The 22,630-nt window shown below is 60.8% G+C and carries 19 protein-coding genes; 7 read left to right on the top strand and 12 right to left on the bottom strand.

The window, feature by feature from the left end:
• Positions 1 to 70: 70 nt before the first annotated feature.
• Positions 71 to 1,324 carry a flavin-containing monooxygenase gene (locus tag QTL94_RS21380; RefSeq protein WP_065692019.1) on the bottom strand — a complete coding sequence of 418 codons (1,254 nt, stop codon included), beginning with the start codon at positions 1,322 to 1,324 and terminating at the stop codon, positions 71 to 73.
• 383 nt (positions 1,325 to 1,707) lie between these two features.
• On the opposite strand from QTL94_RS21380, the gene QTL94_RS21375 reads away from it, so the two are divergent.
• From QTL94_RS21375 to QTL94_RS21350, 6 genes are all read left to right on the top strand, one after another.
• A complete protein-coding gene (locus QTL94_RS21375; RefSeq protein WP_065692020.1) occupies positions 1,708 to 2,091 on the top strand; it encodes a cupin domain-containing protein in 384 nt (127 codons plus the stop codon).
• Positions 2,091 to 3,491: an aspartate ammonia-lyase gene (locus QTL94_RS21370; protein WP_065692021.1), complete on the top strand. Its 1,401-nt coding sequence runs from the start codon at positions 2,091 to 2,093 to the stop codon at positions 3,489 to 3,491. The genes QTL94_RS21375 and QTL94_RS21370 overlap by 1 nt, the downstream gene beginning before the upstream one ends.
• Positions 3,492 to 3,554: 63 nt before the next feature.
• Positions 3,555 to 4,304 carry an electron transfer flavoprotein subunit beta/FixA family protein gene (locus QTL94_RS21365; protein ID WP_065692022.1) on the top strand — a complete coding sequence of 250 codons (750 nt, stop codon included), beginning with the start codon at positions 3,555 to 3,557 and terminating at the stop codon, positions 4,302 to 4,304.
• 21 nt (positions 4,305 to 4,325) lie between these two features.
• Entirely contained in the window at positions 4,326 to 5,267 is a 942-nt protein-coding gene (locus tag QTL94_RS21360; protein WP_065692023.1) for an electron transfer flavoprotein subunit alpha/FixB family protein, read from the top strand.
• A 154-nt stretch (positions 5,268 to 5,421) separates the two neighbouring features.
• Complete coding sequence (locus tag QTL94_RS21355; RefSeq protein WP_065692235.1) at positions 5,422 to 7,050, top strand: electron transfer flavoprotein-ubiquinone oxidoreductase; 1,629 nt, start codon at positions 5,422 to 5,424, stop codon at positions 7,048 to 7,050.
• A 366-nt stretch (positions 7,051 to 7,416) separates the two neighbouring features.
• Complete coding sequence (locus QTL94_RS21350) at positions 7,417 to 8,586, top strand: serine hydrolase domain-containing protein (protein ID WP_289803083.1); 1,170 nt, start codon at positions 7,417 to 7,419, stop codon at positions 8,584 to 8,586.
• A 180-nt stretch (positions 8,587 to 8,766) separates the two neighbouring features.
• On the opposite strand, the gene atzF is transcribed toward QTL94_RS21350, so the two are convergent.
• The 7 genes from atzF to QTL94_RS21315 all read right to left on the bottom strand — a co-directional run bounded on the left by atzF (position 8,767) and on the right by QTL94_RS21315 (position 16,242).
• A complete protein-coding gene (gene atzF / locus QTL94_RS21345; protein WP_065692024.1) occupies positions 8,767 to 10,599 on the bottom strand; it encodes an allophanate hydrolase in 1,833 nt (610 codons plus the stop codon).
• Between the two features lie 9 nt (positions 10,600 to 10,608).
• The gene (locus QTL94_RS21340; protein WP_065692025.1) at positions 10,609 to 11,244 is read right to left on the bottom strand and encodes an isochorismatase family protein; all 636 of its coding nucleotides are present in this window, start codon (positions 11,242 to 11,244) and stop codon (positions 10,609 to 10,611) included.
• Positions 11,237 to 11,923, bottom strand: coding sequence for a cysteine hydrolase family protein (locus tag QTL94_RS21335; RefSeq protein ID WP_065692026.1), 687 nt, complete (start codon positions 11,921 to 11,923; stop codon positions 11,237 to 11,239). The genes QTL94_RS21340 and QTL94_RS21335 overlap by 8 nt, the downstream gene beginning before the upstream one ends.
• Positions 11,920 to 13,068, bottom strand: a complete 1,149-nt coding sequence (locus tag QTL94_RS21330) for an ABC transporter ATP-binding protein (protein WP_065692027.1) — start codon at positions 13,066 to 13,068, stop codon at positions 11,920 to 11,922. The genes QTL94_RS21335 and QTL94_RS21330 overlap by 4 nt, the downstream gene beginning before the upstream one ends.
• A gap of 10 nt (positions 13,069 to 13,078) precedes the next feature.
• The gene (locus QTL94_RS21325) at positions 13,079 to 13,900 is read right to left on the bottom strand and encodes a carbohydrate ABC transporter permease (RefSeq protein ID WP_065692028.1); all 822 of its coding nucleotides are present in this window, start codon (positions 13,898 to 13,900) and stop codon (positions 13,079 to 13,081) included.
• Between the two features lie 4 nt (positions 13,901 to 13,904).
• Positions 13,905 to 14,804: a carbohydrate ABC transporter permease gene (locus tag QTL94_RS21320; RefSeq protein ID WP_065692237.1), complete on the bottom strand. Its 900-nt coding sequence runs from the start codon at positions 14,802 to 14,804 to the stop codon at positions 13,905 to 13,907.
• Between the two features lie 139 nt (positions 14,805 to 14,943).
• On the bottom strand, positions 14,944 to 16,242 hold the full coding sequence (locus QTL94_RS21315) for an extracellular solute-binding protein (RefSeq protein WP_065692029.1): 1,299 nt from the start codon (positions 16,240 to 16,242) through the stop codon (positions 14,944 to 14,946).
• Positions 16,243 to 16,636: 394 nt separating this feature from the next.
• Here QTL94_RS21315 and QTL94_RS21310 point away from each other — a divergent pair, with 394 nt between their 5' ends.
• Complete coding sequence (locus QTL94_RS21310) at positions 16,637 to 18,112, top strand: FAD-dependent oxidoreductase (RefSeq protein WP_244499501.1); 1,476 nt, start codon at positions 16,637 to 16,639, stop codon at positions 18,110 to 18,112.
• An 11-nt stretch (positions 18,113 to 18,123) separates the two neighbouring features.
• Here QTL94_RS21310 and QTL94_RS21305 read toward each other — a convergent pair whose 3' ends face one another.
• From QTL94_RS21305 to QTL94_RS21290, 4 genes are all read right to left on the bottom strand, one after another.
• Positions 18,124 to 19,197, bottom strand: a complete 1,074-nt coding sequence (locus QTL94_RS21305; protein WP_065692031.1) for a questin oxidase family protein — start codon at positions 19,195 to 19,197, stop codon at positions 18,124 to 18,126.
• A gap of 256 nt (positions 19,198 to 19,453) precedes the next feature.
• Positions 19,454 to 20,287: a DeoR/GlpR family DNA-binding transcription regulator gene (locus QTL94_RS21300; RefSeq protein ID WP_065692032.1), complete on the bottom strand. Its 834-nt coding sequence runs from the start codon at positions 20,285 to 20,287 to the stop codon at positions 19,454 to 19,456.
• A gap of 140 nt (positions 20,288 to 20,427) precedes the next feature.
• Complete coding sequence (locus QTL94_RS21295) at positions 20,428 to 21,114, bottom strand: HAD family hydrolase (protein WP_065692033.1); 687 nt, start codon at positions 21,112 to 21,114, stop codon at positions 20,428 to 20,430.
• Positions 21,114 to 22,619, bottom strand: coding sequence for an FGGY-family carbohydrate kinase (locus QTL94_RS21290; RefSeq protein WP_065692034.1), 1,506 nt, complete (start codon positions 22,617 to 22,619; stop codon positions 21,114 to 21,116). The genes QTL94_RS21295 and QTL94_RS21290 overlap by 1 nt, the downstream gene beginning before the upstream one ends.
• Between the last annotated feature and the right edge of the window lie 11 nt (positions 22,620 to 22,630).

Genomic DNA, 22,630 nt, shown 5'->3' with positions numbered 1-22,630 from the left:
TAAAGCCGCGCCCGGGTTCTGCCCGGGCCAGGCCAAGACGATTGGCGATAAGCCAGGCAGGCGACGCCTCCTAGCGCAACCGGACGCGCTGTTCCGGCTCCTCGCGATCGGCGATCTGCTCAGCCAGATAGGCTGCGTCGTGCCAGACGCCCCAGATAAAGGACGATGCGCGGCGGGAAAGCCATGGGAGGCCGAGGAAGAACAGGCCGGGCACTCTGGAAACGCCGCGTTCGTGCACGGGGCGCCCCTTGGCGTCGAATGCGTCGAGGTGGAGCCACTTGAAATCGAACGAATAGCCGGTCGCCCAGACGATCGAAGTGATGCCGTTCTTTTTCAGATCAAGCGAAAGGATCGGATCGCTCACACAGGCGGGGTCCTTGGAAAGGGCGCGCGCGTTCGGCTCTTCCGGAAGATCGAGCCCGTGTTTCCGCGCATATTCGTCGGCTTGATCGAGCAGGTCGAGATAGTTCCTGTCGCCCAGCGTGATGTTGTCCTTGAGGTCGCCAGCGAACTGCAGCGTGCCGTTGATATAGGACTTGGCCATGCCGAGCAGTGTCATGCCGCGCTCGGCAAGCTGGCGGAAATCGACCGTTTTGCCACCGTCGGCGCCGCTGACCGCGATCGTGACGTGCTCCGTATTCGGGGCGGGGACCTTGAGATCCCAGATGCCGAGGACGCCGAGCCACCACACGAAGTCCTTGCCGCGGTAGCGCCGGGGCGGGCGATGATGAGGACCAACCGAAAGATAGACGCGCCGTCCCGAGCGCATCAGTTCCTCGGCGATCTGCGTTCCGGAAGATCCGGCGCCAACGACAAGCACCGCGCCCTCGGGAAGCTGGTCGGGGTTGCGATAGGCATGGGAATGGATCTGCTCGATCCCCTCCGTCTGCGGAACGATGGCAGGAAATACCGGCACCTGGAACGGCCCGGTTGCCGCAACGATATTGTTTGCCTCGTAAATGCCATCGGAGGTTTCGACCCGGAAACGCGGACCTTCTGAATTCCGCTTCACGGCCTTGACCTCCACACCACAGCGGATCGGCGCCGAGATCTGTTTGGCGTAGTCGACAAAGTAATCGGCGACGCGCTCTTTCGGTGCGAACGCATCGTCTCCGACATCCGAAAACGTCATCCCGGGAAACCGATCGTGCCATGCGGGACCGTTGGCAACCAGCGAGTCCCAGCGTGCGGTACGCCAGTTCTCGGCAATGCGATTGCGCTCCAGGACGACATGAGAGACGCCTTGCTTGCCGAGATGTTCGCTCATCGCAACTCCCGCTTGGCCGGCGCCAACCACAAGCGTATCCACTGTTTCAATCGACATACGGGTCCCTCTCAGGTTGTGCTCGAATTCAGGCCTTGGGGCCAACGTGTATGAATCGATAACGGAAAGGTGGGGCTGCCGACATAAGTGTTTGGTTCAGCGTTGATTAGGAAAATCCCCACATCGACCCCAGCGGGTAATTGGCGAGGAATGGAGCCCCTGATGTCGAAAGGCGGGTTTTATCCGTCGTCACGATGATTAGGCCCGGCCTAATTGCCGACGAAGAAAACTATTGTTTCTTTGGCATCTCGATCCCGACAGATTGCCCTGCGGTCCGGCAAGGCATTGCCAGGGTGGTCGTCAAGCGCGTGCCGCAAGAGATGACGTCCCCACACGCTGATGCCACGGATCACGCTGGATACACGCGGAGGGAGAGACCTGCGATGCACTCATATATAACCCAAGCTCAGCAGACGGAGTTGGCTGATTGGGGAGCACCTGAAGATATCGGCGCCGAGACCGTGTCAGGCCCTATCCAGTGCTCCGGCAGCATCGACCTTGGCTCGACCGAAGGTCCTGTGTTCGGCGGGCTATATGCCGCAACGCGCGGGGTTTATCGCGTCGTCTACCCATTCCACGAGCATGCGACGGTGATGCAGGGTGAGGTCGAACTGACTGATGAACGGACCGGCGTCAGCAATCTCTACAGGCAGGGAGACAGCTGGCTTATCAAGAAGGGAACGCCCGTTCGCTGGACCATCAAGAGCGACAGGGTTCTGAAGAGCTATCTGGCCACCACCGCCGGGCTGGAGGGTGATCGCAATTGATGACCGTTGCCCAACGCAGTGAGCATGATTTCCTCGGCGACATGACGCTTCCTGTCGACGCCCTCTATGGCATCCAGACAGCCCGTGCGGTCGAGAACTTTCCGATTACCGATGTCCGGCTTCGGGATTTCCCCGAACTCGTCGTCGCGCTGGCAATGGTCAAGAAGGCCTGCGCGCTCGCCAACATGGACTCAGGCGTACTTTCAACCCGCGCCCACGATGCGATCGTGGCGGCCTGTGACAGCATCATTGCCGGCCAGCATCACGAGCACTTCGTTGTCGACATGATCCAGGGCGGCGCCGGGACCTCCACCAACATGAACGCGAACGAGGTCATCGCAAACCTCGCGCTGATCAAACTCGGTCACAAGCCCGGCGAATACACCCACCTTCATCCTAACGATCAGGTGAACCTCTCGCAGTCCACCAATGATGTTTATCCCACAGCGATGCGGCTCGCGGTCGTCAGCCAATGCGGAAATCTCGTCGGCGCGCTGGATCGGCTTCGCCAGAGTTTCGCCTGCAAGGCGGTGGAGTTCGCCCCTATCGGCAAAGTCGGCCGTACCCAGCTGCAGGACGCCGTGCCGATGACGCTCGGCATGGAGTTCGGAGGGTTTGCCGCGACAGTCGAGGAGGATATCGACCGCATCAACCAGCTGAGCGAACTGCTCAAGGAGGTCAATCTCGGCGCCACTGCCATCGGTACGGGCATCAATTCGCCGGCCGGCTACGGTCAAAGGGCGATCGCCCATCTGTGCCAAGTGTCCGGTTACAGCTTGGTCAAGGCCAAGGACCTGATTGAGGCAACCTCGGATGTCGGCGCCTTCGTGACCTTCTCCGGCGTCCTCAAGCGGATCGCCGTGAAGCTCTCCAAGATATGCAACGATCTGCGGCTTCTCAGCAGCGGACCGCGGGCCGGCATCGGGGAGATACGTCTCCCGGCAGTTCAGCCGGGATCCTCGATCATGCCTGGAAAGGTCAATCCTGTTATCCCCGAGATGGTCAACCAGGTCGCCTATCAGGTCATAGGAAATGACCTCACTGTGACATTTGCCGCCGAAGCCGGCCAGCTTCAGTTGAATGCTATGGAACCGGTGATCATTCTCAATGTCCTCCAGTCCATTCGCATTCTGAGCCGGGCTATCAATGTTCTGGCAGAGCGCTGCGTTGATGGCATTGAAGCCGATGCTGAGCGATGCGCCGACCACGTCAACAACAGCCTTGTCGTGGTCACCGCGCTTGCCCCGCTGATCGGCTATGAAGGGGCGTCTCGCATCGCGGCTACCGCCATGAAAAGCGGCGGTACGGTTGCAGACGCCATTGTCGCGCTTGGCCTGATGCCACCTGCCGATTTCCAGCGGCTGGTCAAGAATGCATGGACCTTCGAGGCCGCGGAATGACTGGCCATGCGGACGAATTTCAGCCGACCTGTTTGAACCAGATCTCGCCGAGAGGAAGATGAATTGAAAGTACTCGTACCCGTAAAACGCGTCGTTGATTACAACGTGAAGATCCGCGTGAAGGCCGATGGCACAGGCGTTGAGCTCGCGAACGTCAAGATGTCGATGAACCCGTTCGACGAGATCTCTGTGGAAGAGGCGCTGCGGCTGAAGGAAGCCGGCAAGGCCGAGGAAGTGGTGGTTGTGTCGATCGGTCCCGCGAAGGCAGAAGAGACGCTGCGCACCGCACTCGCCATGGGCGCCGACCGCGCCATCCTGGTCGAGACCGACGATGCCGTCGAACCGCTCGCTGTCGCCAAGATCCTCAAGGGTGTCGCCGACGCCGAGCAGCCGGGTCTTGTGATCGTCGGCAAGCAGGCGATCGATGACGACTCGAACCAGACCGGCCAGATGCTGGCAGCCCTCCTCGGCTCGGCCCAGGCCACCTTCGCCTCGAAGATCGAGATTGGGGACGGCAAGGCGCAGGTGACCCGCGAAGTCGATGGCGGCTTGCAGACGATCGAGATCAAGCTTCCAGCCGTCGTCACCACCGATCTGCGTCTCAACGAGCCGCGCTACGCTTCGCTGCCGAACATCATGAAGGCGAAGAAGAAGCCGCTCGACAAGAAGAGCCCGGCTGATTTCGGCGTCTCCACCGCTCCGCGGCTGAAGGTGCTGAAGACCGAGGAGCCGTCCGGCCGCAAGGCAGGCGTCAAGGTCAAGTCGGTCGCCGAGCTCGTCGAGAAGCTCAAGTCCGAAGCCGGCGTCCTCTAAGGTTCGAAAGGAAACATCACCATGGCCATTCTTCTCCTGGCTGACCACGACAATGCCAGCCTTTCCGACCAGACCGCCAAGGCACTGACGGCCGCTTCCAAGATCGCCAAGGAAAAGGGAAGCGATGTCACCGTTCTCGTCGCCGGCAAGGGCGTCAAAGCGGCCGCCGATGCCGCCGCCAAACTGTCAGGCGTCTCCAAGGTGCTGCTCGCCGAAAGCGACGAGCTTGCCAACAATCTGGCCGAGCCGCTGGCCGATCTGATCGTCTCGCTGGCTGCCGGCTACGATACGATCATCGCCGCCGCCACCTCGACCGGCAAGAATGTGCTGCCGCGCGTCGCAGCCCTTCTCGACGTCGCGCAGATCTCGGAGATCATCGAGGTCGTCTCCGCCGACACCTTCAAGCGTCCGATCTATGCCGGCAATGCCATCCAGACGGTGCAGTCGACCGATGCCAAAAAGGTGATCACCGTGCGTACGGCGTCCTTCGCCGCAGCAGCCGACGGCGGCTCCGCTTCCGTCGAGGCGATCCCGGCCGTTTCCGATCCGGGTCTCTCCACCTTCGTCAAGGACGCGCTATCTGCCTCCGACCGTCCGGAACTGACCTCTGCCAAGATCATCATCTCCGGCGGCCGTGCGCTCGGCTCGGCCGAGAAGTTCCAGGAGGTCATCCTGCCGGTGGCCGACAAGCTCGGTGCTGCCGTCGGCGCAAGCCGTGCCGCCGTCGATGCCGGCTATGCCCCGAACGACTGGCAGGTTGGCCAGACCGGCAAGGTGGTTGCTCCCGATCTCTACATCGCCTGCGGCATCTCCGGTGCGATCCAGCATCTTGCCGGCATGAAGGATTCGAAGGTCATCGTCGCCATCAACAAGGACGAAGAGGCGCCGATCTTCCAGGTTGCCGACTACGGCCTCGTCGCCGATCTCTTCGACGTCTTGCCGGAATTGCAGAAGGCGCTGTGATCGAAAGAGCGAGAAGTTCGTTTTTTTTCAAAGCGGCGATCCGTCGCCGCCTGGACGTTTTGTCGCTCGGGCCGTCGGATCCCGGGCTGGTACGCAACCTAACGAGAGGAAAGCATAGAAATTGAGCGCGCAGGAATTGCCCGAACGCGAAAGCATGGAATTCGACGTGGTGATCGTCGGCGGCGGTCCTGCGGGTCTGTCGGCTGCGATCCGGCTGAAGCAGCTCAATCCCGAGCTGTCCGTCGTCGTGCTGGAAAAGGGTGCCGAGGTCGGTGCCCATATCCTGTCGGGTGCCGTCGTCGATCCCATCGGCATCGACCGGCTGCTGCCGGATTGGCGGCAGGAGACGGATCATCCGTTCAAGACCGAGGTCAAGGACGACCACTTCCTGCTGCTCGGCCCGGCCGGCTCTGTGCGTCTGCCGAACATGCTGATGCCGCCGCTGATGAATAATCACGGCAATTACATCGTATCGCTTGGGCTTGTCTGTCGCTGGCTGGCGGGCCATGCGGAGGCGCTCGGCGTCGAGATCTATCCGGGCTTTGCCGCAACCGAAGTGCTCTACAACGACGAAGGCGCTGTCATCGGTGTCGCCACCGGCGACATGGGTATCGAGAAGAACGGCGAGCCCGGCCCGAACTACACCCGCGGCATGGCGCTGCTCGGCAAGTACGTTTTGATCGGCGAAGGCGTGCGTGGTTCGCTCACCAAGCAGCTCATCTCGAAATTCGAACTGTCCCGGGATCGTGAGCCCCAAAAATTCGGCATCGGCATCAAGGAACTCTGGCAGGTGAAGCCGGAGAACCACAAGCAGGGTCTCGTGCAGCATTCCTTCGGCTGGCCGCTCGGTATGAAGACCGGCGGCGGTTCCTTCCTCTATCACCTGGAAGACAACCTCGTGGCCGTCGGTTTCGTGGTGCACCTGAACTACAAGAACCCCTATCTCTATCCCTTCGAGGAATTCCAGCGCTTCAAGACGCATCCGTCGATCCGGGGCACCTTCGAGGGGGCCAAGCGCCTGTCCTACGGTGCGCGTGCGATCACCGAGGGCGGCTACCAGTCGGTGCCGAAGCTCTCCTTCCCTGGTGGCGCCCTGATCGGCTGCTCGGCCGGCTTCGTCAACGTCCCACGCATCAAGGGCAGCCACAATGCGGTGCTGTCGGGGATGATGGCGGCGGACCGGATCGCCGGCGCGATTGCCGCCGGCCGCGCCAATGACGAAGTGGTCGAGATCGAGAACGACTGGCGTTCGAGCGACATCGGCAAGGACCTCAAGAAGGTCCGCAACGTCAAGCCGCTGTGGTCGAAGTTCGGCACCGCAATCGGCGTGGCGCTCGGCGGCCTCGACATGTGGACCAACCAGCTGCTCGGCTTCTCCTTCTTCGGCACGCTGAAGCACGGCAAGACCGATGCCGCCTCGCTGGAGCCGGCTTCGAAGCACAAGCCGATCGCCTATCCGAAGCCTGACGGTGTCCTCACCTTCGACCGGCTCTCGTCGGTGTTCCTGTCGAACACCAACCACGAGGAAGACCAGCCGGTGCACCTGCAGGTAAAGGACATGGCGCTGCAGGTCTCGTCCGAGCACGACATCTATGCCGGTCCCTCGACCCGCTACTGTCCGGCCGGTGTCTACGAATGGGTGGAGAAGGACGGTGAGGAAACCTACGTCATCAACGCCCAGAACTGCGTCCACTGCAAGACCTGTGACATCAAGGACCCCAACCAGAACATCAACTGGGTGCCGCCGCAGGGCGGCGAGGGGCCGGTCTATCCGAACATGTGAGGCTGCGCGAATGAGCGAGACACAGGCTGATGGTTTGAGTATTCGGCCTGCTCGCCCCGACGAACTGTCGCGACTGGCCGACATCGAGATCGACGCGTTTGCGGCCCTTGCCGACGCGCTGGGCGTTGCAAGGGATGCCAACGCCCTGCCGCAGGGCGTGCTTTGTCGATCGAGAGACAGGTTTTCGGGTCACGGGCCTTTGAATCGGGATGGGCTAGCCGCAACATACTGCGCCGCATCTTCATGCCCGACCAACCATTTGGCCTAGCTGCAGTCAAGACAACTCCGTTGTAAGCTTCGCACGCTCAAATCGAATACGCGAATTCCAGAGGGCTCGCACGCTGTGGAAACGTGGAGGTCGGCGTCGTGATAGGGATAAGGCGAAGCTTTGTACGCGTGCTGGCGCTGACTGTCTGTGTCGCTCTGCTTACGAGTGCACCCGCCATCCAGGCGTTTCGCACTGACGATATGCACAGATCGCTCGAATTTCTAGCGATCAAGGCTCCGAACGGCGTTGGACAGACGCTCGATCTATACGAAGCCATGCAGGCATTACGGATACAAACCGCGAGCATAGCCTTGATTGACGGAGGCGAAATCGCCTGGACTGAGGCCATCGGATCGGAATGCGCCGAGCCTATCTACCAGGCCGCCAGTCTGTCGAAACTCGTCACCGCTGTCGTCGCTCTCAGGCTGGTAGACAAAGGCGTACTGTCGCTGGACGCACCTGTCGATGGCATCCAGAAACGATGGACGTCAGCTCGCCCGCCGATAACGGATGGGCTCCCGGTTACATTGAGGTTGCTGTTGAGCATGCGCGCGGGGATCAATGTCCCCAGCTTCCGTGGCTATGCCATCGGTTCTTCGCTCCCGACGCTGCCGCAGATTCTGGACGGCACCCCGCCCGCCAACTCACCACCGGTGGCTGTCGTCGCTCAGCCGGGCAATCAATACGCCTATTCGGGCGGTGGCTACGAGGTCGTCGAGGCTCTCATCGAGGATGCGACGAGACGTAGGTTCGCCGACGTCGCAGCGGAACAAGTCCTTAATCCTTTGGGCATGGCGAGCAGTACCTTCAGTTACCCCTTGCCTCCGGCACTCCTGCAATGCGTGGCGCGTGGCCATACGGCCAACGGACAGGAAATTTCAGGTGGCTGGCGTGTGACGCCAGAGCTTGCAGCGGCGGGTCTTTGGTCCACACCCTCCGATCTCGCAAAGCTGCTTATCGCGATCACTGATGTCTATCAGGCGCGCTCGCGCTTTCTCAACCCCGATACGGTCGAGGCGATGCTGGAGCGAGTGGGCGATGGACCCTATGGGCTCGGCGCCGCCGTCCACGGAGCTGGCGATGATGTCGTCCTCATGAAGCGTGGGCACAACGTCGGCTATCAGTCGTACCTCCTAATGTTTCCAGCACGCGGGCAAGGCATCGTTGTCATGACGGATTCCGATCGCGGATTCGTGCTGGCAAATGCCCTGGTTCGGCGTGCCGCCGAGGTCTACTCTTGGCCGGCCGTGGGAGCCTTGGCCAATTGATTCCAAGCTAGGTCCGATGTCGCAACGGCAACGCCTTCGCGAGGACTGAGATGCTGCTCCGTAATGAAGTAGGGGCGGCGGGCTGCAATGTGCCATTTCGTCGCCGGCCACCCATCGATCTGGCCTTAACTCCAGTACCTTGGCGAGGCGTGCAAGGCGTCTCGCTTCCGATATTCACGATCAGGCGCTGAGGCTTGAGACGTAGCTGCGCCAACCGCCATAGGCGGTGATATCAGGCTGGCTTTGCGTCGCCGCTGTCTCGCACAGGAAGCCAGTCACCGTTGAACCATCGGCGAGCGACAGCTTGCCGACGCCGAGTGGCGCCGGAATACGACCGATGAAATCGCCGAAGCCGGCAACCGGCAGCGCCCATACCTCGACGGCGATTGGCCCGCCGTCATAGGCGACACGGACTAGGCCGGGTTTGGGCGGCTCGGTCCCGTCGAGCGCAAACAGGCGATAGTCGCTCGTGGTCTCTGCGGCTCGGCGGAAGAAGCCACCGCGCTCCTTGAGTTCACGGTTGAGCGGCATTCCTGAAAGATGTGCCCCGACGACGGCGATTTCGCGATAGTCCTCAGCGAGTGCCGTTTCGATAGCCTCGGGATAGGGGTTGTCGAACTTGGCGAGGTTGAGGCCGGTCGCCTTGTGGAAGGCGGCCGCGATGCCTGCGGCGCGCGCCTCTTCAAAGGCTGGCGCAAGGAAGGTCACGCCGAGCGGCAGGCCGTCGTTGCGGAAGCCATTGGGCACGGCAATGCCGCAGAGCCCCATCAGATTGACGAAGTTGGTGTAGATTCCAAGGTTGCTGTTGAGCTGGATCGGGTTCGCCGCAATTTCATCCTTCGTGTAGATCGTCGGTGTCGTCGGCACCATGAGGACGGAAATGTCATCCCAGGCCGCGCGAGTGTCACGCTTCAGTTCAGCGATGCGGTGGATCGCCGCAAAGGTATCGAGCGCCGAGAAATTTCCGGACCGCGACAGGATTTCCCGGGTGACCGGGTGAATGGCTTCGCCGTACTTGGCAAGCACGCTGTCAAGGCTGAGTGCGCGCTCGGAAATCCATGGACCTTCATAGAGAATACGCTGGGTCTCGTCGAAGGGCGTGAAGTCGACCTCGACCTTCTCGCCACCCATGGCCGTCAGACGGGCGATCGCCTCGTTGAAGAGACGTTCGGCTTCAGTATCGCCAAAGAACCGCAACGCCGCTCCCGCCGGTACGCCGAAGCGAAACTGCGGGGGCACGGCGACAGGGATGAGCGGGACCGCATCTGCATCAGGCTTGGAGAAGGGGTAGGAAGGATCGTAGCCGGCGATGAGGTCAAGGACCTTCATCCCGTCTTCGACCGTCAGCGAAAAGATCGAGAGCGTCTCGATGGTCTTGACGCAACCGCCGCCGGAAACGCAAGCGTTGCTGATAAGGCCCGGCGTTGGCTTGATGCCGACAATATTGTTGAAGCCCGCCGGAACCCGGCCGGAACCAGCCGCATCGTTGGCGATAGAGAAACTGCTCAGACCGGCTGCGACCGACACACCGGAACCGGAGCTCGAGCCGCCGGAGATAAAGCGGTCGTCGAATACGGACGAGCACGCACCATAGGGCGAGCGCATGCCGACGAGGCCAATGCCGAATTGGTCCATGTTCGTCTTGCCTATCAACAACGCGCCGGCGTCGAAGATTCGGTCGAGCGCCTGGCCACTGGAGGTCGCGATATAGGCGCCTTCCTTCAGTGCGTTTGTCGTCGGAAGACCGACAATGTCGTTGCAGTCCTTCACCGAGAAAGGAATGCCCCAGAGCGCGCGACCATCATAGCCCTGCGCTTCAAGCTCTTTTGCCGCGGCGAGCGCGGTTTCGCGGGAGACGAGATAGATCCAGACATGGTCGTCGCCACGGGCTGCGATGCGGTCGTAGATCGCGTTGATCACACGGGTTGGCGTCAGGGCGCCGCTGGCATATGCCTTCGTCAGCGTCGCGAGATCGAGACTGCCGGTGGCGTCGGTCCAAGGCATTTCGGACATGGTATGCTCCTAGAGATTCTTGAGGGCCGAATGGATGTCGGCGGAATTGGCTACGGTGCCGAACAGGCCGTTGCCGAACGTGGTGATACGAAGCTGGGCGCTGTGGCGTTGCGAAGACGTGCCTTTGCAGGCATCGGCAACCGCCATGCATTCAAAACCCATGTCGTTGGCCGCGCGCTGGGTGGCGTGCACCAAACCTTCGGTCGGAAACCCGGTGAGCAGAAGATTGCGTACCCCGCGCCTGCGCAGTTCCTCTTCAAGACCGGTGCTGAAGAACGCATTGTCGCCGGAAATATCGACGATGATGGCGTCGGTTGGGAGCGGCAAGCGCTCATCGAAGCGCCATTCGGCGCTGCCGCGCTTGGGAATGGTATCCCCAAGTGCACGCCGCCTGGCAGCAAGCGGGCTCTCCTGCGGACCGTAACCGCGTCGAACGGCAACAATGGTGATGCCAAGTGTGGAGGCGGTATTCAGCAATTCAGATGCCGCGGCCAGTTCTGTCTCGGCGGCAAGCTCTGCGACCGGCGCCCGCTGGAAACCCAGCAAAAGTAAAGCCGTATCGCCCGCCGACCAGCGTCCGTCGAAGGGCCAGGCATAAGGTTGTGACGTGATCGGTGTGAAAAGGCTGATCGTGGCTTCAGTCATCGGCCAACTCCATCATGTCATGGAACGCCACGCGGTTGGAAACGCCGCCCCAGCGACCGCCATAGGCCTTCAGGATTTCCAGCGTGGCGTCGTGGTTCGGCGTCTCGACGGCGGCCGTGCAGTCTTCCAGCAAGACGCATTCGATGCCGTGTTCGTAGCCGTCACGGATGGTCGACTGCACGCAGCAATCTGACGTGACGCCGGTGACGACCAGCCGTGTAATTCCGCGCCTTTCCAGCTCTTCGGCAAGTTCAGTGCGATGGAATGACGACTTTCCCGGTTTGTCGAGTACCAATTCGCCAGGCAGCGGTGCAAGCTCTGGAATGATCTGCCAACCGGGCTCGCCGTGGACGAGAATGCGGCCGTTCTTGCCGCGGTCTCCAATACCGAGGCCATGAACCCGGGTGCGCCACTGCTTGTTGGCATGAAGGTCGGAGAGATCCGCGACATGTCCTTCCCGCGTGTGGACGATGGTGATCCCGGCGGATCGAGCGGTTTCCAGCGCCTCGCGGATAGGCTCGATCACCGAGCGCGTGTTCGAGACATCTTCGCCAAGCTGGTCGACCCAGCCGCCAGGTTCGCAGAAATCCACCTGCATGTCGATGATGACAAGCGCAATCTGCGCCTTCAGGACCGGACCGCCGAGCGGCCAGAAATCCACGACCTCCGAAGGTTTCATAGCGCGCCTCCGGTGTGTGCATCGAAGAAGAGAATGAGGGCAGGATCCAGGGTAAAGCTGACCGCATCGTCGCGGGAAATGCGGTGGCTGCTGTCGACGACGGCCTTCAGCTTGGGTGCCGTCTTCATCAGATCGCGCTCGTCTTCCACCATATTGGCGTGGCCAATCGCGATACCGTGCCCGTCCATGTGGAGGAGGAGCGTCGCGCCGAGATCTTCGACGAAGCTGGCTCGCGCCGAGATCGTCCCCGTCGCACCTGCTTCTGCCGCGATTTTCAGATGTTCGGGCCGGATGCCGAGGATGACGGTCTTGCCGATCCTTGACGACAGGCACTCACCGGAGGCACCGAGCGGCAGCAGAAAATCACCACAGGACACCGCCGCCGCGTTCTCGTGCGAAACCACTGCCGCCTGAATGAAGTTGATCGGCGGCGAGCCGATAAAGCTCGCCACGAACATGTTGGCGGGGTTGTCGTAGAGTCGCCGGGGCGTGTCGAGTTGCTGCAACGTACCCTTGTTCATGACGGCGACGCGGTGGCCCATCGTCATGGCCTCGACCTGGTCATGCGTGACATAGACGGTGGTAACAGCTGTCATGCGCTGGAGGCGAGCGATTTCCGCGCGCATCTGGCCGCGAAGGCGGGCGTCGAGGTTCGAAAGCGGCTCGTCCATAAGGAAGGCATTTGGTGAGCGCACGAGCGCGCGGCCCATGGCCACACGCTGGCGCTGTCCTCCGGAAAGCCGGGCGGGCTTGCGGTCCATGAACTCGGTCAGTTCGAGAAGTTGCGCTGTCTCGCCCACTTTCTGGGAAATGACATCGGATTTGACGCCCCGCACCTTGAGACCGAAAGCGATGTTTTCCGCAACCGTCAGATGCGGATAGAGCGCGTAGGACTGGAAGACCATCGCGATGTCCCGGTCGCGCGGGGCGAGATCGTTGGCGACTGCATTGTTGATCTTAAGCGTGCCGCCGGAAATATCCTCGAGTCCCGCGATCATGCGCAGGGCCGTGGTCTTGCCGCAGCCCGATGGCCCGACGAGCACCAGGAACTCACCGTCATTGATATCAAGGTTGAAGTCGACCAAGGCGGCGGCCTTGCCGCCCGGATAGGTCTTCGAAACGTTCTCGAACGAAATTTGGGCCATGCTGTCAGTCCTACTGTACGCCGTTAGTCGCGCCCTGAACGAAATAGCGGTTCATGAACAGCGCCATCAGGACAATCGGGATTGTTGAAAAGTGAGCGAGAGCGCCGAGCGTGCCCCAGGTGATGTCCTTGGTGCCATAGGCGGTCAGGAGGGCGACCGAGATCGGCTTTGAATCGAGCGTGGTCAGGAACATGGCGTGCAGGAAGTCATTCCACGAGAACATCATGCAGAATAGGGCGCAGGCAATGATGCCGGAGCGCACAGCGGGCACGGCGACCTTGAGGAAAGACCCCATCTGCGTGCAGCCGTCGGTCAGTGCCGCTTCTTCCATGTCGGGCGGCAACGCCTTGAAATAGGAGAACATCATCCAGGTCACGAATGCGCAGTTGAGCATCGTGTTGAACACGATGACCGCCCACCACGTGCCGAGGAGCCCGATATCGCGCATCAAGAGATAGAAGGGGATCAGCGCGGCGACCGCGGGGATCATGCGGATCGCCAGAAAGAAATAGGCAAAACCGGCGGAGAAGCGTGACTTCGAGCGCGCGAGAGCATAGCCGGCGGGCACACCGAGAACGAGTGACAGAAGCGTGGTGCCGATACTGATGATCAGTGACGAGCGGACCAATGAGACGACATCGAAAAGTGCGAAGGCCTGGCGGAACTGATCGAGGGTTGGCTCGAACGTCAAGCGCGGCGGAACCGAGAATATCTGGTTGGACGGTTTGTAGGCGGTCGAGATCAGCCAGCAGACCGGCAGGAGAAACAGGATCGTGGCGATGAGAACGGTCGTTCTTTCGGCAACGATGCGGCGTGTGGAGACCTTTGCCATCGGCTTACTTCCCGTTGATCCGGACATCGGCGCGACGCACCACCAGCAGCAGCACGGTGGCGATCAACGCGATGAACAGGAGGGTGACATTTCCGACCGCGGAAGCGAAACCGACATTGAAGAACTGCAAGCCTTCCTTCACGCCAAGCATCATGAGCGTATTGGTGGCATCGTTGGGCCCGCCGCCGGTCGTGACGAAAACAGAATCGAATACCCGGAATGCGTCCATCGTTCTCAGTGTCAGCGCCAGGAATACTGATGGCAGCATCAAAGGTAGGATCAACATGCGGAAGCGTTGCCAGGCGGTGGCGCCATCGACACGTCCGGCCTCCAGCACGTCACCCGGAAGCGCCTTGAGGCCGGCAAGCAGGATCAGCGTCATGAGCGGCGTCCATTCCCAGCAATCGATCAGAATGAGCATCCACAATGCCGTGCTGGCGTCCGTCAGCAGGCCGGTGCGGGGACCGATGCCGGCCTCCGAAAGAAAGAAGCCGATAATGCCGTAGTCCGCGCCGAGCATTGCCTTGAAAATCAGACCGACGACCAGCGGCGTGATCGTCGAGGGAATGAGAAGGAAAGCGAGCACCATTCGGTTGAAGCGGCTGTCGCGCCACAGAAGCAGGGCAAGTGCAAAACCCAGAACAAGCTGCAACGCGACGCTGAAGAAAGTGAATTGGAAGGTGTTGAGGATCGCCCTGCGCGTCGAGGCATCGGAGAAGATGTCGATGTAGTTCTGAAAACCCACGAATTGCGTGCGGGCAGGGCGCAGAAGATTGTACTTGTAGAAGCTGTAGCCGATACCCTGTGCCAGCGGCCAGAGCCCGACGGCGGCCACATAGAGCACGGCGGGCGTTGCCATCAAAAACAGGAAGAACCTGCGGCGGTCGGAGAAGCTGTAGCGCATATCGGAATAAAGCTCATTAAAGGAAGGCCGCTCGGCCTGGCGCATCACAGGACCAGATTAAGAAGGCCTGCGGACGGACAGATCAAGGCCAATCGGCCGGATTTCGCGCGCCGCCGGGCAGGCGGCGCGCGAGATGGCATCAGAACAGCTTCTTGGCGGCTTCCTGCGCCTTGCCGAGCGCCTCTTCCGGCGTCGCAGCGCCCGCAAGCACGGAATTGACGGCGGTGCCAAGCAGGTCCTGGATCTCAGGGTATTCCGGAATGCGCGGGCGGAACTCGCCATTGCCGTGCTCATAGGTTTCGGCGATGACAGGCAGGAAATCATATTTTGCGAGCAGGTCGGGGTCGGTCATCTGGCTCTTGCGCATAAAGCCGCCAGCGCCCATCATATTGAATTCCTTGTGGATTTTCTTGCTTGTTACCCACTTGATGAAGGTCCAGGCAGCTTCCTGCTTGGCCTTGTCCACGTCCGCATTGATGGCAAGACCCCAACCGCCCACGCCGTATTGCGGCGTCATTCCGTTGGCAACCGGTGCGACCGCTATACCGACCTTGCCGACAATGTTCGACACCTTCGGATCGGAATAGGCCGCGGCACCAACCGACCAGGTCTGCATGAAGGTCGCCATGCCTTGGCGGAAGCTTTCCTCGCGGCCGCCCCAATCATATTCGATCGCGCCGGGAGGTGCAGCTTCAGTGAACAGCTCCTTGTAGACTGTCAGGCTCTTGATGTTGGCTTCGGAGTTCAACACCGGCTGGCCGTCCTTGTCGACGATCGAGCCACCGAGCTGGTTGTTGTACTGCATCCAATCCTGAGCGACTGCCGGGCCCTTCTGCCCGTTGGCGACGAAACCGTAGATCTTCTTCGACGGGTCGTTGAGCTTCTTGGCATCCGCCACCAGCTCTTCCATGCTCGCCGGCGGCTTGAGGCCGGCAGCCGCGAGCACGTCCTTGCGGTAGGCGAGGACGTTGGCGTAGGCCGCAAGCGGGAAGGCAACGTACTTGCCCTTGTACTGGCCAAGCGATTCCAGCGCGACCGGGTAGATGTCGTCGAGATCAAGTTCGGCGGCGTCGCGCTTGACCCAGTCCGTCAGATCGACCGAATACTTGTTTTCCGCAAAGGCGCCGGCCCAGACGATGTCCATGGTGACGAGGTCATAGCCCTTGGTATCGCCGATAAAATCGGCGGTCGTCTTGGTCAGAAGAGTGCCGTAGTCCATGATCTCGATCTTGAGGTCGGCGCCAGTCTCTTCCTTGAATTCCGGCGCGAGCTTGGTCAGCACGTTCGAGAAGCCGTCGTTCATCGAGGCGATGGTCAAAGTAACGCCCTCGAGCGACTTGGCCTGCGTATAGGCCGTCGTCGCCAAAAGTGCCGCGAATGCCGTGGCTACTACATGTCCTGAAGATTTCAGTGCGGATGATGAAGAAGCGTTCCCCATGGCTGCCAACCTTTCCCGTTCTGGAGTTGATGGAGAAAGGTTATCGCGACGCCTCATCAAGTCAAACAAAAAAACACAAAAATAACATTTAGATGACGCTCAAAGCATCTTTGCTCAAAGCTGCCGCAGAATGCTTAAACGGTAGTCACGTGACTGTCGATTTTTTCAGCAAAACGGTCAGTCGTTTACATCATTGATTTATTTAACTATTTTTTTTGACAATCGAGCCAGGATGGAAGACGATGAGTCGTGCTCGTTGCTGTGGTCGGTATCGCTAAGTGCCCATCGAAATCAGCACGAGTACCACCGCCCGAAGGGGTAAAACAACATATTCAAACACTTTACAACTTTTTGATGTTCGTTACGCTGCCTGAAAACGCTGGAGTGCTGCCACATGCCTCAGACACCCCCAATGGAAAGCCCACGCTCGGCTTTGTACGAGGAGCCAGCAGGCACTAGCGGGCTCGTACAGCTTGAGGCTCAGGTCCGGCGCGACCTCGAAAGCATCGAGGCGGTGCCGCGCGAATGGGTGCCGGAGCGGCGCGATCCTGCCGGCGCAGTCATCGCCGATGTCGTCATCGTTGGCGCAGGGCTTTCCGGTCTTTCGCTTGCGTTCGGATTGAAGCGGCAGGGCATAGAGCGGGTCCGAGTGATTGATGCTGCCCCGCCCGGTCTCGAAGGACCTTGGCTGACAACCGCCCGCATGCGGACACTCAGGTCTCCGAAGACACTCAGTGGCCCGGATCTCGGCGTGCCAAGCCTGACCTACCGCGCCTGGCACGAGGCCCACCAGGGCAGGGCCGACTGGGACGCACTCGACAAGATCGATCGCACCGACTGGATGGCCTATCTTGGCTGGTTCCGCTGCATTCTCGGGCTATCGATCGAGAACGGTACGCGGCTGTTATCGATCTCTCCTGAGGGCGACTATCTGCGGCTGCATGTCGACACGGACGGCAAGCGTGCCGATATCGCCTGTCGCAAAGTGGTGTTGGCGACAGGGCTGGAGGGCGCCGGGGGACTGAATGTGCCACGCCTGGTAAGCGACGCCCTGCCGCGTTCGCGGTGGACACACAGTGGCGAAGCGCTGGATGCCACTTCGCTCGCTGGAAAGTGCATCGGCGTCATAGGTGCGGCTGCGTCGAGCTTCGATTGGGCTGTGGCAGCGCTGGAAGCCGGAGCCGCCAGCGTGACCGTGCTGGCCCGTTCCCCGACACTGCCTCATACCGAAATTCTGGACTGGTCGAATTTTCCGGGCTTTCTGAACCACTTTGCCGATCTTGATGACGGTAGCCGCTATCGTTTCACCCGACGGATGTTTGCATTCAAGACACCGCCCACCAACGAGATGTTCAGTCGCGCGATGGCCTTCGCAAACTGCCGGCTGGTAACGGGCGCTGAAACGCGCTCGATCACCATGGTCGGGAACGATGTTAGGATCGAAACTGCGGTGGGCGATTTCCTTTTCGATCACCTGCTGCTTGGAACAGGTTATTGTGTTGACCTGTCGCATCGGCCCGAACTCGCTAGCCATATCGAGAAGATCGCCACCTGGGCGGACCGCTTTACCCCGCCAGATGGCGAGGAAGATGCCGATCTTCTGGCCTATCCCTATCTAGGCCCTGCCTTCGAGCTTCAGGAGAAGACGCCGGGTGCCTTGCCGATGCTCGCCAACATACACGTGTTCAATAGCGCGGCGGTGCCGAGCCTCGGTCCCATCTGCAATGGCATAACGGGGCTGAAGTCAGGCGTTCCGAAGCTGGTTTCGGGGATTTCTCGTGGCCTTTTCGCGCGTGAAGTCGAACATTTCTACCAACTGCTCGACAGCTACGACAAGGTGCACTTCCAGCCGGACGGCGCGCGGATCTGAGGCCGGCGAGCTTAATCGATCAGCCCGACCCGCCTTGCAGCAACCACCTTGTAGAGCAGATCGCCAGTGTAGCGATATTCCTCGAAGGCCGAGAAGACGAGCGAGTGATCGTGTTCGTCATCAGAAGCAACAGCAGCAGCTGCGATCTCCCGATCATCCGGCAGCGGCAGGTGGCGCCACGCGTCCATCACATCGTCGGCGGGCGGGAGCGGCATGTCGATCTTGGTGTAAAGGGCAAGAACGACCTCCCAGAAATGCATCGCAAGATGCTGCGGCTCAGCGACATGAGAACTGACCAGTCGTAGCCAGTGGCAGCCGGTCACCGCATGCAAGGCTTCGAAGCTCATCGTGCCAGCGTAGAGAGAAAGTGCTGCGGGGCGGATGCGGTCCAGAAAATCCGGACCTGCGATCATGCGCCCGAGACGATCCTGAAACGCCGGCAACCTGCCCATCGCCTCTATCCATTTCCATAGCAGATGTGTTGGGGCTTCCACCCCATGAAGACTTGGCTCATCGCGCATGGCAACCAGATGCGCCAATGGATCTGTGACGGTCCGGCCGCGATCGGCGGGAATGCCGTCATAGGCCAGATAGGTGGCGGCCCAATACCCAAGCGAGGCGGCCACTTCGGTGTCGTCTTCCCGCAGAAGCGCATAGGCAAGCCGCATCAAACCATGAGTGGCCGACGCCGCGACACCGGGTGCGAGCACCGGGAGATACTGGCGCACGGCGGCCGGGCCGCCGATCTGTCCGACGACGGCTTCGAAGAACAGCCGCAGATCGGCCTCGCGCCGACGATCACCGAGCACACCGATCCAGCCGGTTTCATCGAGCGGTGAGACCCCCGGTGGCGGGAAGGGCACGGCATGAACGCGAATATAGTGATCGGCATATTCCTCGAGCCGGGCAGTCGAGGCGCCAAGTCGCGCTATCGCCTCAAGCACCATCGGTAGATGATTTGCAAGGCTGACCGGAAATTCGCCGCTGCGCCGACCTATCTCCGCGATGAGCGTCTTCACGGGTGCGGCTACCGTTGCATCGGGATAAGGACTGTCTGGCGCCGCAGCGCTTGTCGTCTGGAGCATGGCAGGCGTCCTGTCGCGTTGATTTCCCGTTATCGGGCAATTTCTGTTTGATTGAATGGGATGCGAACAATATCAAACAGAATGAAACATCTTTCAACCTTTATTTCGGTGCGAAGGCGATTGGCCCGGTCGGCGCGGAACGTGGGCGGCCGGTGGCAATGTGACTCTTGGAAAGGTGGGAGAGACAGCCACGCTTACAGTGCTGCTGGCTGGTCCAGGCAGCCACTTGTGCTCGCAATGGAACGTCCGCCCGAGCTCAACGAGCGACGATAACCTCGACGCCGGCCTTCTTAAGCGCACTCTCAAGGTCGCCCGTCGGCGCCTCGTCGCAGATCAGAGTGGTGAATTCGGTGAGACCTGCGACAAGAACCAGCGACATGCGGTTGAATTTCGTCGAATCGCACAGCACCACGCGGCGGGAGGCGCGCGTGAGATAGACGCGCTTCATGTCGGTTTCCTCGAAGGAATAATCGAAGACCCCTTCAGGGGTCAGACCCGAGACGCCCACGAAGGCGATATCGAACCACAGCATCTCGAACTGGCCAACGGCCGACGGTCCGCTCGTCGACATCTCCTCACTGCGAATCTTGCCGCCAGCGAGATAGGTTTCCAGTCCTCTGCCCGTCAGGTGTCCGGCGGTCCGAATGCTGTTGGTGAAAATCTTGGCTTGCGGGCGCGGCGCGAGCGCTTCCGCCACGAAATAAGTCGTGGTTCCCACATCCAGTGCAATACTGCGCGCGCCGTTGGCAAGTTCGGCGGCGGTCGCCGCGATGCGCCGCTTAAGGGAGACGTTGCGTGCGAGACGGGCATCAAACGCCGGCTCTTCTCCGTCGAAGTTATCGGTGACCGGGATAGGCGGTGCGCGATCGGGCTTGACGGCTCCGCCATGGGTACGAATGAGCCTGCCATCCTTTTCGAGCTCGACCAGGTCCCGCCGGACCGTCATCTCAGAGACCGCCAACTGCTGGGCGAGTTCGCTCACGGTAACGGAGCCAACCCTGCTAATCTCGCCAACGATTGCCGCCTGGCGAACCTGTGCAAGGAACTTCGGCCGTTCACCCGTTTTCGATGCGGATTGCTCGCTCGTCATCTATCCACTGCTCGTTTCATCCTCAACGGCTTCGTGAGTATCTCGACGAAGACCGTTTCAAACATAGCATGTTCGAATCAAACATACTGTATCGATCCAGAATACGCCGCAGCAGGCGCTAATGTACAGGCGCACATTTCTCACGCCTGTGGGCAAAGCGCGCCTTTGGTCTCGAAAAGCCCCCTCACGAGCAAAAGATTGTCGATCGTGACATCCGGCAGGCTTGCTTCCTGTTGCGCCTGGCCGCCATTGTCGCCAGTGCGCAGAAAGACGGCATGAAGACCCGCAGCCTTTGCCGAGCAGATTCCGGTGCTGCTGTCCTCGACGGCGATGATCTGTGCCGGCGCACGACCGAGCCGTTGGGCGGCCATGCAGTAAGGCACAGGCGAGGGCTTGCCCTCGGTTACGTCATCCAAGCTGATCGAGAATTGGATCCAGCGACCGATTCCGAGCGCGTCGAGATTGGCATCGACGACCGCTCGGCAGGAATTGGAAACGCAGACCTGGCGTATGCCAAGTTCATGCAGCGCGCGGACGGTTTCCACCGCACCGGGGATGGCTACAAGGGTATGGCGCGCGCGGACGTAGTGGCGGTTGATGGCGCTGATCCACACCTCTTCTTCCAGCAACGGCGGCAAGCAGTGGGCGAGCCGCTTCCAGACATCGCCCATGTGAACGCCGCGAAACGCCATATCGGGCAAGTCGCGAAGATCCACTCCGAATTCCAGCGACGCCGCCACCAGCGCACGATGATGCAGCGGTTCGCTATCGACCAGCGTCCCGTCGATATCCCAGGCAACAGCGCAAAGGTGCGGCATGCCCCCCATCAGCTAGTTTTCCACTTCGGAGCAAGGCGTTGATAGAGATCGCGATAGCGGTCGTAGCCGGCGTCGTAGATACGCACATTCTGCGCTTGTGGCTCGAGCATGTCGGAGAAAGTGGTGAACCGTGTCACGCTACGCCAATCGCTTTCGAGACCGACGCCGATCGCCGCTGCCCAAGCCGCGCCGATGCATGAGCCGGGATGACCCGAAAGCCGCTGCAGGGGTGCATTCAGCACGTCGGCCACGATCTGCATCCAGACCGTGCTGTGCGAGCCGCCGTCCGAAACCAGGAAGCGTTTCGGCTCATGGCCCATGTCGACTAGCACCTCGATATGATGGCGGATCGCATAAGCGTAGGATTCGAGCAGGGCCCGCCAGAGGTGGCCGATGTCGTGGGAAAGCGTCAGCCCTTCGATGACGCCCCGCGCCGCTGGATCGTGGATCGGCGTCTTTTCCCCGAGCATATAGGGCAGGATCGTCAAGCCGTCCGCACCAGCCGGCTTTTTAGCGGCCAGCGCATCGAGATGCTGATGAATGGTGCGGCCAGCTGCGAGCGCCGCCGCCTGCTCACCGCGCGCAAAGGTGTCAACGAACCAGTTCAGCGCCGAGCCGCCTGTCGACATACACCCGTTCGGCATGTAGAGGCCGGGCACGAGGTGGTAGTCGAGGAACAGACGAGGGTCGGGCTTGACGACGTCCGTTGCCGTCAGGATATCCACCGCGCCTCCGAACTTTAGCAAGACGTCGCCGGCATCGATCACACCAGCGCCAAGGGCGGACGCGATCATGTCGGCCGCGCCTCCGACAACGGGCGTGCCAATTGCCAGGCCCGTCTCGGAGGAGCCGCGCTCGTCGACATGCCCCATGATGTCGGACGAAGCCCGCTTCGGGGGGATGGTGGCAGACTCGATATGGGCGAGACGCACCAGCTCTTCGTCAATAGCATCGGTTGCAACATTGACGAAGCCGGCTTCCAGCGCCCAATTCTGTTCCACCGCCTGCGTCCCCGTCAGACGGTAGTTGATATAGTCGTAGGAGCCGAACACGGTAGCAATCCGCGAGAACACCTCCGGCTCGTGCTTTTCAATCCAGCGCAGCTTTGCGGTCACGAGTTGCTGGTTGATGCCGTTGCCGGCTCGGGCCAGAAAATCGTCCTCGTTCCATTCGGCGCGCAACGCTTCGACCTCGGCTCCGCAACGCCCGTCGCTCTGCTGAATGCTGGGACGCAGAACTGCACCCTCCTTGTCGAGAAGGACGACGGCGGGAAGCATGCCGGTGACCCCGATTGCCGATACGGCGGATGCGGAAATGCCGGACACTTCGAGGAGTTCGGAGATGATGGCGCGCGCATTCGCCCACCAGTCGGCAGGGTTTTCTTCCGCCCAGCCGGCATGCGGCGAGGACAGGGTGACTGGCCGGGATGCCGTCGCAAGGATCGTGTTGGGCAGGCCGACGAGAATTCCAATAGTCGACGTCGTCCCGATATCCAGGCCAATGACCGCAGTCATGAGAGCTTCCC

The organism is Rhizobium sp. S96 (assembly GCF_030382195.1).
Taxonomy (GTDB): domain Bacteria; phylum Pseudomonadota; class Alphaproteobacteria; order Rhizobiales; family Rhizobiaceae; genus Rhizobium.
This window is presented reverse-complemented; position numbering and strand designations above follow the sequence as displayed.